The sequence below is a fragment of the Pseudoclavibacter sp. JAI123 genome (assembly GCF_013409665.1).
Classification (GTDB): Bacteria; Actinomycetota; Actinomycetes; order Actinomycetales; family Microbacteriaceae; genus Pseudoclavibacter.
Window position 1 is genome coordinate 261,706 of sequence record NZ_JACCCM010000002.1, and the last position, 16,470, is coordinate 278,175.

Annotated in this window: 9 protein-coding genes; all 9 read left to right on the forward strand. The window is 70.5% G+C overall.

Annotation, left to right across the window (positions count from 1 at the left end; translation table 11 throughout):
* The first annotated feature begins 104 nt into the window (after positions 1 to 104).
* The 9 genes from HDC34_RS13435 (at position 105) to HDC34_RS13475 (ending at position 16,370) form a co-directional block, all read left to right on the forward strand.
* Positions 105 to 995 (forward strand): protein phosphatase 2C domain-containing protein, encoded by an 891-nt coding sequence (locus tag HDC34_RS13435; RefSeq protein ID WP_307852864.1) that lies wholly within the window; start codon positions 105 to 107, stop codon positions 993 to 995.
* A gap of 2 nt (positions 996 to 997) precedes the next feature.
* Positions 998 to 2,806 carry an FHA domain-containing protein gene (locus tag HDC34_RS17885; RefSeq protein WP_257023294.1) on the forward strand — a complete coding sequence of 603 codons (1,809 nt, stop codon included), beginning with the start codon at positions 998 to 1,000 and terminating at the stop codon, positions 2,804 to 2,806.
* Positions 2,807 to 2,808: 2 nt separating this feature from the next.
* Complete coding sequence (locus tag HDC34_RS13445; RefSeq protein WP_179557371.1) at positions 2,809 to 4,572, forward strand: serine/threonine-protein kinase; 1,764 nt, start codon at positions 2,809 to 2,811, stop codon at positions 4,570 to 4,572.
* 26 nt (positions 4,573 to 4,598) lie between these two features.
* On the forward strand, positions 4,599 to 5,390 hold the full coding sequence (locus tag HDC34_RS13450; RefSeq protein ID WP_249312502.1) for a hypothetical protein: 792 nt from the start codon (positions 4,599 to 4,601) through the stop codon (positions 5,388 to 5,390).
* 198 nt (positions 5,391 to 5,588) lie between these two features.
* Positions 5,589 to 10,931 carry an Ig-like domain-containing protein gene (locus HDC34_RS13455; RefSeq protein ID WP_179557372.1) on the forward strand — a complete coding sequence of 1,781 codons (5,343 nt, stop codon included), beginning with the start codon at positions 5,589 to 5,591 and terminating at the stop codon, positions 10,929 to 10,931.
* A 73-nt stretch (positions 10,932 to 11,004) separates the two neighbouring features.
* Positions 11,005 to 11,973 carry a MoxR family ATPase gene (locus HDC34_RS13460; protein ID WP_179557373.1) on the forward strand — a complete coding sequence of 323 codons (969 nt, stop codon included), beginning with the start codon at positions 11,005 to 11,007 and terminating at the stop codon, positions 11,971 to 11,973.
* Complete coding sequence (locus HDC34_RS18245; protein ID WP_179557374.1) at positions 11,973 to 13,196, forward strand: DUF58 domain-containing protein; 1,224 nt, start codon at positions 11,973 to 11,975, stop codon at positions 13,194 to 13,196. Before HDC34_RS13460 ends, HDC34_RS18245 begins: the two co-directional genes overlap by 1 nt.
* The gene (locus tag HDC34_RS13470; protein WP_179557375.1) at positions 13,193 to 15,625 is read left to right on the forward strand and encodes a transglutaminase domain-containing protein; all 2,433 of its coding nucleotides are present in this window, start codon (positions 13,193 to 13,195) and stop codon (positions 15,623 to 15,625) included. Before HDC34_RS18245 ends, HDC34_RS13470 begins: the two co-directional genes overlap by 4 nt.
* Positions 15,618 to 16,370, forward strand: a complete 753-nt coding sequence (locus HDC34_RS13475; protein ID WP_179557376.1) for an FHA domain-containing protein — start codon at positions 15,618 to 15,620, stop codon at positions 16,368 to 16,370. Before HDC34_RS13470 ends, HDC34_RS13475 begins: the two co-directional genes overlap by 8 nt.
* The last annotated feature ends 100 nt before the right edge of the window (positions 16,371 to 16,470 follow it).

A 16,470-nucleotide genomic window follows, 5' to 3' on the forward strand; every position in this document is an offset into this window, starting at 1 on the left:
GCAGCAGGGCCGCCGCAATGCCACAATGGATGCACGCGCGATCTACGCGTACAAGGTGTGCCTTCGGGGCAGGCCACCCGGGCAGAGTTCCAGAGGTGCTATTTGTGAATACTGAACTGGCTTCGTCGTACGCGCGCGCGGAGGAAGCCGTCGCGTTGCGCGTGAGTGCCGCCAGCGACGTCGGAAGTGTGCGCCAGGTCAACGAGGACTCCGTGCTCGCACGAATGCCCGTCTTCTTCGTCGCCGATGGCATGGGCGGTCACGCCTACGGCGACCGCGCGAGCCAGACCGTGGTCGCGACCTTCGACGAGGAGTTCCAGGTCGAGGAGCCCGCGACGCCGGATCGCGTGCTGCGCACCATCGACCGCGCGAACCGTGCGGTGCAGGACCTCGTGACCGAGGCCGACGGCCCCGGCGCCGTCGCGGGCACGACGCTCTCCGGCATCGCGCTCGTCGACCTTGCCGACCTCGGCGCAGAGCTGCTGCACTGGATGATCTTCAACGTCGGGGACTCGCGCGTGTACGGCTGGAACGGCCGCGCGCTCGTGCAGGTCACCGTCGACCACTCGGCCGTGCAGGAGATGGTCGCCATGGGGCTCATCTCGGCCGCCGACGCGCTCATCCACCCCGACCGCAACGTCATCACTCGCGCCGTCGGCTCCGAGAGCGACGTGGAGGCCGACATCTGGCTCATGCCGGTGCACGGCCACCAGGTGTTCCTCGTCTGCTCGGATGGGCTCACGAAGGAGCTCAGCGACGAGCAGATCTCGCAGGTCATGCTCGAGTACCACTCCGACCCGGAGCCCGAGCTGACGCTCGCCGAGACGCTCGTGCAGACGGCGGTCGAGGTCGGCGGACGCGACAACGTGAGCGTCGTCGTCATCGACTCCGAATACGCGAACGCCGACCAGGCATCCGCTGTGCCCACCGTGACGACGGGGCCGATCGCGGCTCCGCCGGCCGACGACAGCTTCGAAGACACGACGCCGAGGTAACGATGACCGAGGCACCCCACGAGGCCACGGCACACGCTCCCGTGATCTTTCGTCAGCGCCGTCACGCGCTGCTGATCCCGCGTCCGCTCGCATCGTCGCAGCGCGCGGACCCGGCGCTCGACGCTGGCGACGCCCCTGACGCCCCTGAGGCCGCGGGAGCCGTCGACGCGGCCCGCCTTGCGTTCACGGACGGCGCCCTCTCGTGCGACCGCGTCCTCGCGGCCCTGCTCGGCGGCGGCCCGCTCAGCGAGGTCGCCCCGTTCGTGTACCTGATCCGCGACGGGAACGGCCTGCGGGTCCTCGCGCGAGGGCCGCTGCGCGTCGTCGAGCTGCCGAACTCGCCACGGGTCGGGATGCGCCCCGCCGTCATCAATGCGCGGGAGGCGCTCACCTGGGTCGAAGCCCTGCTCCCGGCCGCGCGCGGCGTCGAGGTCACCGTCGAAGACGACAGGCTCGGACGCGACGAGGTGCCGATCCAGCTGCTGTTCGCGGACCGCGACCACGAGGTCGCCGAGACGTCAGTCCCGAACCTCGAGGCCGTGGAGACGACCGCAGACCCCGACCTCGACGGCGCCGTCGGCCCGGGGGAGGCCGTGCAGGAGCATTCGCAGTCGCTCGAGGCGCAGCTCGAAGGGGCCCCACGCTCGCACACAGCGAAGGCGGAATCGGGCGAGGCGTTCCCAGAGGCGACGATTCTCGAGCTGCCCGTCGACCTCGAGCTTCCCTCAGATGACAAAGGACGTTCCCGCGACGAATCGGCCGCGCTCGACAAGCCCGCCTCCGAATCCGAATCCGAATCCGAGCCTGCAGCCGAAGGTGACGCGCCCGCCGACGGTGATGCAGCAGCCGAAGGCGCATCGGAGCCCGAGACGAGCGAGGACGCGGACCCCTCGAATCGCGACGCGCAGACGTTCCCCGTGCCGATCCTCGACGCGGAAGCGCAGGCCGACCTGATCGGCGAGCATGACGGCCGCACGATCCTGAGCGACGAAGCGAGCCGCATCCGCCAAGCCGCATCTGCGCGCCGCGCCGCGCGCCGAGAATCCCAGGACCACCCCGACCCGGCGGCGACCCAGCTCGGGTCGCTCCCGCCCCAGCACGTCGCCTCGGCAGACCGAAGCGGTCACCGCGAGCTCACCGACCGCCCCGAGCAGGGGGAGCACGACGGTCTCACGGTCGCCGGAGGATCGATCCAGGACCTCAGGCGCGACCGTGCCAGCCAGGTCGGGCTCGGCGACCTCGGTGAGACGGTGCTCGCGCAGGCGCTGTCGTTTGAGACGCACCCCGAAGGCGGGGGCGCGACGTTCGCTGCGCCGACCGCTGCGCCGACCGCACCGCCGGCAGGGCCAGTCGCGGCCCCGGCCCCAGAGCCCGCAGCGCCGCGCGCGACAGCACCATCCGCCCCGCCGGCTGCGCCCGCGCCTGCGACCGCGCATCCCACTGCGCCGAACGCGCCCGCCTACGTCGTCGAGCTGTCCACTGGCGGCACGGTCGGGCTCGCGGGTCCGCTTGTGCTCGGCAGGGCGCCGAGCATGGGGGCAGAGCAGACCGGGGGCGTCGAGCCCCAGCACGTCAAGCTCACCGGGGCGACCGACATCTCCCGCAACCACGTGCTGATGAGCGTCGAGGGTGGCGTCATCGTCGTCACCGACCTGCATTCGCGCAACGGCACCGACGTCGTCATGCCCGGCCGCGGCCCGCAGCGGCTGCGAGCCGGCGAGCCGACAGCGGTCATGCCGAACACGGTCATCGACCTCGGCAGCGGCATCTTCCTGACCGTGCGCAACCTGTCCATGACGGCGAGCCACTGACGGTGGCCGGGCAGCGACGAACGCCAGCGGAGCCGCCCGAGATTCCTGGCTACGTCTACCGAAAGCACTTAGGTTCTGGCGGCTTCTCCGACGTCTTCCTCTACGAGCAGCAGTTCCCGCGAAGGCTCGTGGCGGTCAAGGTGCTGCTGGGCGGTGACGACCTCGGCGAGACGAGCAGGCAGGCGTTCATCGGCGAGGCCAACCTCATGGCGCAGATGTCGTCGCACCCCTACATCGTCACGATCTTCCAGGCCGACGTCGCGGGCGACGGCCGCCCCTACTTCGTGATGGAGTTCGCGTCGGGCCTCAGCCTCTCCGAACGCTACAAGCGAGAGCGGATCCCCGTCGAGGAAGTGCTGCGCACGGGGGTGCGCATCTCGAGCGCCGTCGCGACCGCACACGCTGTCGGCATCCTGCACCGCGACGTGAAGCCAGCGAACATCCTCACGAACGACTTCGGCTGGCCGGCGCTCACCGACTTCGGCATCTCCTCCGCGGTCGACGATGAACTCGCAGACGCCGGCGATCTCGTCGAGTCCGCCCCGGCAGGGGGAGGCGGGCTGTCGGTGCCCTGGTCCCCGCCGGAGATGTTCGAGGACGAACCGAAGCCCGACGTGCGCAGCGAGGTCTTCTCGCTCGGCGCGACCGTCTACTCGCTGGTCGCAGGGCACACCCCGTTCGAACGCCCGGGGCAGAAGAACTCGACGCTCGACCTCATCTCCCGCATCGAGCGCGGATCCATCTCACCCATCGACCGCGGGGACGTCCCCAGGTCGCTCGTGAGCGTGCTCCACAAGGCGATGGCCCGCAACCCCGCCCACCGCTACCAGAGCGCGGTCGAGTTCGCGTACGCGCTGCAGCGGGTCGAGCTCGAGCTGAACTACGCGCCGACCGCGATCGACGTGCCCAACATGACGATCTCCGCTCCCATCGCGACCGGGGGTGGGGATGCGGATGCGACGAGCCTGCGGCCCGTCTCGCTGGTCAACGCGCAGGTCCACGAAGGGGCCCGCGCGAGCAAGGCCGAGCTGACGTCCGCCCGCGCGGTCGTCCGAGTCGCCGCGCAGCAGTCGCCAGGTGGGTTCGCCGCGCGGTACGAGACGGCCAGCGGCCCACGGACCGGCAGGAGGCCCCGGGGCGCCGAGCACCCGGCCGCGCAGCCGAGCGATGACTCCGGACCGACGACAGCCCGCCGCATCACGACACCGGGCCACGCATCCGCCGGTCCAGCGCCGACCGCGCCCTCATTCGGGGGCGCACCCGGAAGCCAGCAGATCGGTGACGCGCGCGTCGAGGCGACGATGGCCGACGACCTGGCCGGTGTCAGCGAGGCCAACGCGGCGGCCGCCAGGCGCAGGCCCTCGCGGAACGCGCTCGTCGGTCTCATCGCGGGCGGCCTCGTCGTCGTCATCGGCGTTGCCGCCGCCGCCGCGTGGATGCTCACCCCCGGGGACGAGGAGATCGGCCGCGCCACCGCCACCCCAGTGTCCATCGACGCTGGTGGCTTCCCTCCCGTGCTCGTGGCCCCCGTCGCCGTCCGCAGCCCAGACGGAGCCGTCACCTTCTCGTGGTCGAACCCCGACCCGCAGCCCGGCGACGTCTACTACTGGACCGTCGGAGAGAACGGCAAGGACGGCGCGACGACAAGTGAGACATGGGTCGTGATCCCGGGAGTACCGGAGGGCGCCCAGGCCTGCATCGAGGTGGAAGTGCGGCGCGGCGGGAAGGTCAGTCCGGAACCGCTCGATGTCTGCTACCCGCAATGAGCGCGCCGATCCGCCATGATGGACCCATGAGTGAAAGCAAGTACACCTCTGCGGTCGACGCGAGCGAGATCCCGGAAGAGGCCGTCGAGATCTCCGACAGCGACGAGCGAGTCGTCAGCGAGGTGCCGCCACTCGGACCGCTGCGCGTCGAGTTCGTGGGGGAATGGTACGAACTGGACCCGGCGGCGCCGTTCACGATCGGCCGCGACGCGGACCTCGTCATCGACGAGAACCCGTACCTGCACCGACAGTTCCTCGTGCTCCAGGCCGAGTTCGGCATGTGGTGGCTCTCCAACGTGGGCTCGGTGCTCTCGGCCACGGTCACCGACGACTCGGGCCAGGTGCAGTCCTGGCTGTCGCCCGGCGCGAAGCTGCCGGTCGTCTTCCAGCACATGCAGGTCATGTTCACGGCCGGCTCCACGACGTACGACTTCGCCATCCACTCGGCGTCGGACTTCTACAACACGTCCCACGTCAACATGTCCCCATCCGGCAACACGACGCAGGCCGTCATCCACCTCACCGAGACGCAGCGCGAGCTGATCCTCGCGCTGGCGGAGGACGTCCTGCGCAACTCCGTTCCGGGGCGCGGCGTCATCCCGAGCTCGGCGGATGCGGCCGCTCGCCTCGGCTGGACGCTCCCGACCTTCAACCGGAAGCTCGACAACGTGTGCGACAAGCTCGACAAGTTCGGCGTCTCTGGACTGCGGGGCGGGCGCAGCAAGCTCGCGTCCAACCGCCGCGCCCGCCTCGTCGAGTACGCCATCTCGACGCGTCTCGTGACTCCGGAGGACCTCGACATTCTCGACCGCCGCTGACACCGCCTGGCAGCCGCCAGAGTCGTCCGGGAGAGTCCCGCCGAGCGCCCGGCAGCCTCGCCGAGTTCCGAGGAGCATCGCCGACTCCCGAGGAGGCGGGGAGCCCGCGCGGTCGCGCCCGCGTCCGCTCCTCGTGCACAATGATGTCCGGTGCGCCTTGCGTGAGGCGCTGAGGATCTCTGCTGGGGGTGGGGAAGCATGCGCCGAACAGCGCCGAGGCCGAGGGGCCGCCGCCAGCTGGCGATGACGCTCGTCCTCGCCCTCCTCGTGGGAACCCCCCTGCTGTTCGCGCTCCTCCACGAGGGGTTCGCGGCCGCCGAGATCGAGGTGGAGAGCAGCGACGTCTGGGTCTCGAACAGCCAGGACCTCCGGGCGGGGCGCCTGAACGCGCAGATCCAGGAGCTCGACGCGAGCGTGAGCCTCGTCACCGCAGACGTGGGCATCCTGCAGGACGGCGACACCGTGTTCCTGCATGACCAGACGAGCGGCTCCCTCGGACGGGTCGACCCGGCGCTCACCGACCTGCGGGAGAGCATCCTGACGCCTGCCGGCAGTCGCAGCTCGTATGGGGGCGGTGTGATCGCGCTCCTCGACCCGGCAACCGGCAGGCTGTGGCTCATCGATGCCGCCCAGCCGCTCGCCTTCGACGCGGCGACCGCGGAGCCGGTCGCGGAGCTCGGCGCCCACGCGCAGGTCGTCGTCACGCCGCTCGGCACGGTGCTCGCGGTCTCGCCCGAGAAGCAGCAGATCCTGCGCATGGAGGGCCTCGGCGCCGAGCAGAGCTGGGAACCTCTCGCGGGTTCCCCCGGCGAGTACGAGCTGACCGCTGTCGGGGAGCAGCCGGTGGTCTTCGACCGCGAGGCTGGCTCGCTGCTGGTCGACGGCGAGGCCAGGCCGGTCCCCGAGACGGCACTCCGCGTGCAGCTGCCAGGCGCGGCGGCCCCCGAGATCGTGTTCGCGACCGTCGACGGAGCCCTTCGGGTGCCCCTGGACGGCGGCGACCCGGTCAGCGAGCCCGCCGGCATCGACGGCTCCCTGGCCACGCCGGAGGGCACCGCGCGTCCCGCGGTGGTCGGCGGATGCACGCACGCGGCGTGGGCGCAGGCCGCCACGACGATGGTCGCGTGCGGTGGCGGCGAGCCGCGCATCCAGTCGATGTCGACGCCGCCGCTCGGCGAGATCCTCTTCCGGGTCAACCGCAACGTCGTCGCCCTCAACGACGTCGCGACGGGCCAGGTGTGGCTGCCGCAGGAGAACATGCGGCTCGTCGAGAACTGGAACGAGCTCGTGCCGCCCGAGGACGCCGACGGCGTCGAGGGGGAGAACGAGGCGACCGAGGAATCGTTCGAGGCGACACTCGCCGAGCGGGGCGAGGTGAACACGCCACCAGACCTGGTGGACGACGTCTTCGGCGTGCGCGCCGGATCCACGGGGTATCTGACGGTGCTCGACAACGACTCCGATGTCGACGGCGACATCCTCACGATCACCGGACTCGCGGGGGACGTGCCGGAGTCCTTCGGCGAGCTGCGCCTCATCGACGACGGGCGCGCCCTCCAGTTCCGTGCCGCCGACGGAGCCTCCGGCGAGCAGACGCTGACCTACACGGCGACCGACGGCAGACAGGGCGGCGTCGCTGAGGCGCGGCTCACGATCCGGATCCAGCCCGCGGATGCCGAGAACCAGGCGCCCACGACGAACAGGACCAGCACGGTCGCCGTCGAGGCCGGCCAGAAGATCTCCTACAACGTCATCCCCGACTGGATCGACCCAGACGGCGACCCCATCTTCCTGCAGGGGGCGACGGCACCGGTCGGCGACGCCATCGGCTTCACGCCAGACGGCCGCATCACCTTCACGGCTGCCAGCGCGGAGCTGGGGGAGCGCGTCGTGCCCTATCTCGTCTCGGACGGCTCCTCGCAGGCCGCCGGCGAGCTGCGCATCCGCGTCGAGGCGCCAGGGACACTCGGCCCGATCGGGACGCCCGACTACGCGAGGGGCGTGGTCGGCGAGACCGTCACCGCGCAGCCGCTCGTCAACGACCTCTCGCCGAACGGGCAGGCCCTCGGCCTCGTCGAGATCGCGGAGCTCGGCACGGCGACCGGAGGGGCCAGCTTCAACCCCGACCTCGGCACGGTGACCTTCACCTCCGAGACCGCGATGACCGCCTACGTGCAGTACACCGTCACGGCTGGCGCCGCCACCTCGGTCGGGATCATCCGCTTCGACGTCGAGGACGCCGCGGCGGAGCCCACGCAGGTGACCGCCGTCCGCGACCTCGCCTACCTGCGCCCTGGCCAGTCGAACGCGGTCGACGTGCTGGGCAACGACGTGTCGACGGGCACGGGGGTGCTCTCCGTGCAGAGCGTCGAGACGACGGATGAGGCGCGGATCGCGGGGCTCGCCGTCGAACTCATCGACAACACGATCGTCCGCCTCTCCTCGCAGGCGGCGATCCAGCAGGCCATCGAGCTGCCGTACACGATCACCGACGGCACGGCGACGTCCGTCGGCTACATCGTCGTCGTCCCGGTCGAGCCGGCCGTCACACACGAGCCCCCCGTCGCCGTCGACGACACCAGACGGGTGCGGGCCGGCGACTACACGAGCGTCTCCGTGCTCGAGAACGACTCGCACCCGGACGAGGCGCAGATGTCGCTCGCGCCGGAGCTCAACAATATGCAGGTCGGCGACGGCTACACGTTCGTCTCCGGCGACGACGTCCGCCTTCAGGCGCCGAGCGAGCCGGGCACCTACTCGCTCGGGTACACGGTCGTCGACGAGCACGGCGAGCAGGCCGGCGCGAACCTCACCTTCCAGGTGACGGCCCCCGACGAGTCGAGCAACCGGCCGCCGGAGCCGGGCACCGACACCGCCAGGGTCTTCGAGGGCGCCAGCGTGCGCATCGAGGTGCCCCTGAACGGCATCGACCCGGACGGGGACTCCGTCGAGCTCACGCAGCTCGTCGACGTCCCCAAGCTCGGCTCGGTGCGGGAGATCACGCAGACCTCCTTCATCTACGAGGCCTTCGCGGGCGCCTCCGGAACGGACGTGCTGCGCTACGAGGTCGTCGACGGCTACGGCCAGCGAGCCGAGGGCACCATCAAGGTGGGCGTCGTCGCCCGCCCCGCCGCCACAGCGCCACCCGTCGCCGTCGATGACACCGTGCGCGCCAAGCCCGGCTCGCGCATCGCGGTCCCCGCGCTGCAGAACGACTCCGACCCGAACGGCTACCCGCTCGAGCTCGTTCCGGAGCTCGTCGGGGTCGACGCGAGCCTCGACGCCGAGGTCGACGGCGACTCCGTCATCGTCACGGTCCCGAGCGACGGCGAGTTCGTCTCCGTGCCCTACACGATCACCAACGGCCAGGGAGGTCAGGACGCCGCGTTCATCCACATCACGATCAGCGCGGATGCCCCGACCCTCCCGCCGACCGCGACCGACCACGTCGTTCGCCTCGACGACTTCGCCGGCGCGGAGACGCTGAGCGTCAACGTGCGCGACGGCGCCGCGAACCCCGGCGGGCGCGTGAGCGAGCTCGCCGTCGACCTCGTGGGCGCCGGGGCCGGGGCGGCGCAGGTCGAAGAGGACGGACGCGTGACGGTGACGCTCAGCGACGTCAGGCAGATCATCGTCTACCGGCTGACAGCAGCGGACACAGGGCTCACGGCGGCCGGATTCCTCATGGTCCCCGCCCTCATCACCGAAGAGTCGAAGCGGCAGTCGCCGTTCCTCATCCCGGACCTCCCCGCGCAGAAGGTCAAGGTCGGCGAGTCGATCTCGTGGAACGTCAACGACCTCGTCCGGGCGCCCTCCGGCAACCGCGTCGCGATCATCAACCCGGAGGAGGCGTGGGCCGAGCAGGCAGACGGCAGCCCCATCGTGCAGAGCGACACCGAGCTCAGGTTCACGCCGAAGCCAGGGTTCCGCGGGCCCGCATCCATCACCTTCCAGGTGTCGGATGCGGACGGCGACAACGACCCGAACGCCGGCATCGCGACCGTCCGCGTGCCGATCGCCGTCGGCGACCCCGACTTCTTCGATGTCGCCCCGACGTTCGTCGCCCCGCAGCTCACCATCGAGCAGGGCACGGAGCAGAGCTTCGACCTGAGCACCGCCACCGGGCACCCCAACAAGGACGTCGTGCCCCAGGTGCAGTTCTCGAAGCTCACGGGCGGAGCGGGAGACCTCACGGCGTCCCTCGACGGCAGCACCGTCAAGGTCGGGGCCGGCGTCACCGCGAAGGTCGGCACGGTCGCGAAGTACACGGTCACGTACACGTTCCGCGAGTTCGTGCAGACGGGCACCGTCACCGTCACGGTCGTCTCGACCTCGAAGCCGCTGCCGCGCGCCGTGCCGGACGAGCAGCTCGCCCGACGCAACGAGCCCGTCACCATGAACGTCACCGCCAACGACTTCAACCCGTTCCCCGAGTCGCCCCTCGAGCTCCTCGCCGCGAGCGACGTGTCTGGCGGTGCCGAGAAGGCTGCCGTGTCCATCGTGGACGGGCAGCTGCGGGTCGTCCCGGCCCCGAACTTCATCGGCACCATCACGGTCAGCTACCGCATCGGCGACCAGACCGGCGACCCGCTCCGCGAGACGACCGGCCTGGCAACCGTCGAGGTGCAGGACGTGCCAGGCATTCCCACGTCGGTGACGCTCGAGAAGGGCAGCGCGCTCGGCACGCTCGTCGTGGGCTGGTCGAGCGCCATCTCCAACGGCCCCGACATCACCGGATACGAGGTGACGCTCACCGGGGGCGGGGCTGTCCTCACCGCGTCTGTTGGCGTGGCGTACAGTGCGACCTTCTCGGCTTCCGACGGCCTTGTGCCCGGCGTGGAGTACACCGCAACCGTCCAGGCCAAGAACGCGCTGGGCATAGGGCCGCCTTCGAACTCGGCCGGTGCGAAGCCGATCAACCTCCCTCAGGCGCCCCAGGGACTCTCGGTTCCTGATGTTCAGGCCGCGCCGGGAGCGCTCACGGGGACACTCAAGGCGGACTGGTCTGCGCCCGCCGTGGACGGTGGAGGACTCAGCGGGTACGACGTGACGGTGCAGGTCGGAACGCAGGCCCCGACGACGACGAGTCTGCCGGCATCGCAGCGTTCCTTCGAGATCACCGGTATCGCTATCCCCAAGTACGGTTCGACGCCGGTGAGCGTCTATGTCGCGGCGAAGAACGAAGCTGGGGCCTCCACGGCCACAGTCAAGATCACGGGCACCCTGTTCTACACCCGGGACTACAAGATCAGCATCATCGCGGGCAAGGCGGTAGACGGGAAGCCTGACGACGTGAAGAGCTTCGTCATCAAGGGGCAGGACTTCTCCGAGGCGACCACCTACGGCGTCAAGTGCTACAGCAACAACAAGCCAGGCGACAACAAGTTGATCGGAGAGCAGACCGGTCTGAACGCCGCGTTCCTCAACTCCGACGGAGGGCTCCATCTGCCGGACTGCCAGGGGAGCCTCGGCGGTTACTGGGTGGAGATCATCGAGAACGGCGCACCCGTAGTCAAGAGCCCGGTGCTCGAGAAGTGGTAGCCCGAATGTCGGTGGCCGAGCAGACAATGACCAGAACCGGCGCGCAGCGGCGTCGTCAGCAGGAGGAGCCCGTATGACCGTGACCGAAGAGCAGGCCGCCTGGTTCCAGGACGCCTTCGAGCGACTGACCGCCAACATCGAGCAGGCGGTCGTCGGCAAGCGGCACGTCGTCGAGCTCACCCTCACGACCCTCTTCAGCCAGGGGCACCTCCTCCTCGAGGACGTGCCAGGCACCGGCAAGACGGTGCTCGCGAAGGCCCTCGCCAAGACGATCGATGGCACCAACAGTCGCGTGCAGTTCACGCCCGACCTGCTGCCCTCCGACGTCACCGGCGTCACGATCTTCGACCAAGGGAAGCGCGACTTCGAGTTCCACCCCGGCCCCATCTTCGCCTCCATCGTGCTCGCCGACGAGATCAACCGCGCCTCGCCGAAGACGCAGTCCGCGCTGCTCGAGGTCATGGAGGAGGGGCGGGTCACCGTCGACGGAACGCCGCATCCAGTGCCGTCGCCGTTCCTCGTCATCGCGACCCAGAACCCCGTCGAGCAGGCCGGCACCTACAAGCTGCCGGAAGCGCAGCTCGACCGCTTCCTCATGAAGACCTCCCTCGGCTACCCCGACCACGAGAGCACCGTGCGCCTGCTCATGGATGCGGGAAACCGGCAGCGCGCCGACAGCGTGCCCGCCATCCTCCACGCCGAGAACGTCGTCGTCATGCAGCAGCTCGCCGCCGACGTGCACGTCGACGAGTCGATCATGGCCTACGTCTCGGAGATCGTCACCGCCACGCGCGCCGACCGAGACGTGCTCGTCGGCGTCTCCGTCCGCGGCGCGCTTGCGCTCGCCCGCGCCGTGAAGGCCTGGGCCCCCGCGCACGGCCGCCGCTACGTCATTCCCGACGATGTGCGCACCCTCGCGCATCCCGTGCTCGCACACCGGCTCATCCTCGACCCGGAAGCCGAGTTCTCGGGCACCACGCCCGACCAGGTCATCGACCGGTGCCTCCTCGAGGTCGACCCACCCCAGCACCGAGCCGCGTAGTGACCGACGCGCACGAATCCACCGACGCCGACATCGCGGACCGCGACCGGCTCACGATCGGCGACGCCATCAGCTGCGTCACGCCGCTCGGCTGGGTCGTGCTCGTCTCCGGCGTCCTGCTGCTCGCCGTCGGGACGGTGTTCGGATGGCTTGAGCTCATCGGAATCGGGGGAGTGCTCGTCGGCGTGTTCGCCGCCGCGGTGCCCTTCACCATCGGACGCGAGAGCTTCGGCGTGCAGGTCGATCTCGAGCCGCGGCGCGTTCGCGTCGGCGACCGCGCGCTCGGCCGGCTGCAGGTCACCAACCTCGGCGAGCGCCGCGTCCTCCCGACCCGCCTCGCCCTCCCGGTCGGTCACGCGACCGCCGAGTTCAGCGTGCCCCAGCTGGGGCCGGACGAGACGCACGAGGACCTCTTCGCCGTGCCCACCACGCGCCGCGCCGTCATCGAAGCCGGGCCAGCCCGTTCGCTGCGGGGCGACCCCATCGGCCTGCTTGAGCGGGCCACGAGATGGACGGGCGTGCTCGAGCTGTTCGTGCACCCCAGGACCGTGCGCATCACCGCCCAGGTGGCGGGCCTCCTTCGCGACCTCGAAGGTGTCACCGGCGAGCGCATCACCGACGACGACCTCGCCTTCCACGCCCTCCGCCCCTACGAGCCCGGCGACGACCGCAGGAACATCCACTGGCGCACCAGCGCGCGGACCGGCCTGCTCATGGTCCGTCAGTTCCAGGAGACCCGTCGCTCGCAGGCCAACGTGCTCCAGACACTCGAGACGTCCGCCTACGCGTCCGAGGAGGAGTTCGAGCTCGGCGTCGAGGTGCTCGCCTCCCTCGCGCAAGAACTCATCCGCTCAGGGGTCGCCCTCAGCGCCATGACCCAGAGTGGGCGGCTGCCGACGCGCGCCGTCTCATCGATGCTCGACGGCACCAGCAGGCTGCAGCCCCACGCGACGGCAGCCCCATCGCTGCGCGACTTCGTCGCCCTCAGCGTCCGACGGCTTCCGCAGGCCAGCATCGTCTTCCTCGTCTGCGGCAGCGCCACGACCGACGCGCAGCTCGGGCAGCTGCAGTCCGTCTTCACCGCCGACGTGACCCTCGTCGTCTTCCGCTGCGCCATCGGACACCCCGCCAGCCGCACGCGCCTCCGCGAGACCGTCGTGTGCACGGTGCCTGATCTCGACGACCTGCCGCGCCTGGTGCGCGAGACGCGGGTGCGCACATGACCGCGGCGACCAAGGGGCAGACAGGCGGCGGACCCCGGGAGACGTCCTCACCCCGGCGCGACCGAGCCACCCGGGCACCGCAGGAGACAGCGACCACGTCCCTCATGGGGGCGCGTTCCCTCGTCGACGCGGGTGTCATCGCGGTGCTCACGATGGTCGCATCCCTCGGGTTCGCGCCCGCCTACGGCAGCGGCTGGTTCCTGCTGGCCGTCGCCGGCGGACTGATCGTCGGCATCGGCTCCTCCCTCATCGGGGCCCGCCTGGGCCTCACCCGCGTCAACACGCTCCTCGTGGCGATCGCCAGCTACTTCCTCTTCGGAACCGCGTTCGCGCTGCCCCAGTCCGACCTCGGCGGGGTGCTGCCCACCCTCGCGACGCTCGCCGACCTCGCCCGCGCCCCCGTCTTCGCGTGGCGCGACGCCGTGACCCTCTCGACCCCGCTGCTCGAGCCCGGCCATCTGGCGGCGCTGCCCTACTTCGTCGCCGCCGCCTGCTCCCTCGTGTCGATGATGCTGCTCCTCTGGGTCGCACCCGCACGGCCCCGCGCGGTCTGGCCGCCGAGCGTCGCGCTGCTCGGCCCCCTCGCCGTCCTCGCCAGCGCGATCTTCATCGGGACAGACGACAGCGTCGCCGGCGTGCTGCGCGGCGGAGCCTTCGCCGCCGTCGCCCTCGTCTGGCTCAGCTGGCGCCGAGGCTTCGGCAACGTCGCCTCGAAGGACGCCAGGCGGGCGCTCTTCCGTTCCCGCGCGCTCGGCACCGGTGTGCTCGTCCTCGTCGCCGCCCTGCTCACGACCGCCGGTGGCTTCGTCGCCGCGGCGACCGTCGCCGACCAGCGGGTCGTCGCACGCGAGCAGATCACGCCGCCGTTCGACCCCCTCTCGCACACGAGCCCGCTCGCCGGCTTCCGCGAGTACTCCAAACTGAAACCAGACGCCGTGCTCTTCGACGCGACCGGACTCCAGGGTGGAGACCGCATCCGCCTCGCGACGCTCGAGAGCTACTCGGGCAAGTCCTGGCAGATCGCCGACCCCCAGCAGTCCCTCGAAGCAGCCGGCAGCTACACCCTCTCGGGGCGAGTCGTGCCGAGCAACCCCTTCGTGACCGCGTCGTCCCAAAGGCATCTCGACGTCACCATCCGCGACTACTCCGACATCTGGCTGCCAAGCGTCGGCGTCCCGACGGACGTGAACCTCACTGGCGGCAGCCTGCCAGAGCGCAGCGGGGACTTCCGCTTCAACGCTCGTGCCAGCGGGGGCCTCGTCACCTCGGGGCTCCGAGAAGGAGACACCTACGAGATCGCCGCACTCGTGCAGGACCTCCCGATCGAAGGGCAGCTCGACAACGCGGACGTCGTCGACCTCGCCTACCCGGAGATGCCTGCCGCGCCAACCGCGCTCGTCGAGCGCCTGCAGAGCTACGTCGCGGGCGAGACGTCGCCCTACCTGCAGCTGAAGGCCATCGAGAACGCGCTCATGGCCGAGGGGTACTTCAGCCACGGCACCGCCAGCGACACCGTGCCTTCCCGTGCCGGGCACGGGCTCGACCGCATGCAGGAGCTCTTCGAACTCCGCTACCTCGTCGGCGACGAGGAGCAGTACGCGTCAGCCATGGCGATCATGGCCCGCCAGCTCGGCTTCCCGGCACGTGTCGTCATGGGCTACGCGCCAGAGCAGGTCACGAGCGACGGCACCACGGAAGTCCGCGGTTCCGACGTCACCGCCTGGGTCGAGGTCCCATTCGAGCGCTTCGGATGGGTCGCGTTCGACCCCACACCGGAGCGCACCGACGTGCCCGTCAACACGACGACCGACCCCCAGTCGAAGCCCAAGGCGCAGGTGCGTCAGCCGCCGCAGACCCAGGAGAAGCCGGACGAGCTGCTGACGAGTGCCGACGAGCGTCGACAGGAGGAAGAGCCTGACGACGAGGAGACCCTCCCCGGCTGGATCCTCACCCTCGGCGTATCGCTCGCCGTTCCGCTCGCGCTGTTCTTCGTGCCGCTGCTCGTGATCGGGATCCTCAAACGGCGACGACGCAGGAAACGACAGCACGAGGGGCCCCCGCACCTCCGGGCGGCCGGGGCGTGGAGCGACAGCATCGACCGATTCGCCGAGCTCGGCTACGCAGTGCCGCCACGAAGCACCCGGGTGCAGACGGCCGCGGCAGTGCATCCATCGCTCGCCTCCATCGCCGACCGGAGCGACCAGGCTGTGTTCGGCGACGAGCTGCCGACGGATGAGCAGCTCGCGCTCCTCTGGGCGGATGCGGATGCCTCCGTCGCCGAGGCGCGCAAGACTGTCGGCTTCTGGCGCCGCCTCCGAGGACGATTTGCGTTCCGGCGCCGCCCGCGAGCCGTATCATGGCGACGTGGAACGTTCGGGGTTCATCGAGGTACCGCCGGGAATGATCGGCCAGGGGGCGAGCATGTCTGAAACGGCAGACGAGCCCGACCGGGTAGCTCGGTCGGAGCAATCAGCACGCGGCGGAAGCTCGACGGAAGGCTCGGCCGACGACTGGCTCCGCGCCGAGCTCGACGACGACTACCCGCTGCCGCCCCTCCCTGCCCCACGGCCCAGGCTCACGCCGCAGCCAGCCGCGCAGGGCCTCCCTCCGGCTGCGCAGGGCCTGCCTCCGGCTGTGCAGAGCCTCCCTCCGGCGGCGCCGCAGTTCGGCGCGGCAGCGCAGGTCACCAGCGCGCCGCTCGAGTCGCCGCTCGCACCGCCGTTCGCCCCGGTCGATCGTGCGCAGCCCGCAGCGCCGTTCCAGGGCCCGTCGACCACCCCGGAGATCGACGCCCGACAGCCGAATCCGCAAGAGCCAGGCATGCAGGCCGAGCAGCCGCTCCCAGAATGGGTGATCGTGCTCTCCGACGGCGTCAGCCTCCCCATCTACGGTCCGGTGGTGATCGGGCGCAACCCCTCGCAGGAACGCTTCCCCGACGCCTCGGTCTCCGCGGTCGCCGACATCACACAGACCATGTCGAAGACCCACGCCAGGTTCTGGGCCGACGGAGATCGCCTGTACGTCGACGACCTGAACTCGACCAACGGCGTCGCCCTCTTCCCTGGCGGGAATGCGCACGGCGCCCTCGCGGTTGAGCCTGGAGTCCCAGCGGAACTCCGCTCCGGCGACGTCGTGCAGCTCGGCGAATACCGACTGTCGATCCGCCGCAGCTGAGCGACGCGTTCAGCCTCGTCCCGTCAGGAGCCGCATGGTCTCGCCGCCGCGACTCACCCTCCGAACGCCGACGCCCGAAGCCCGAAAACCGGAAAACGGC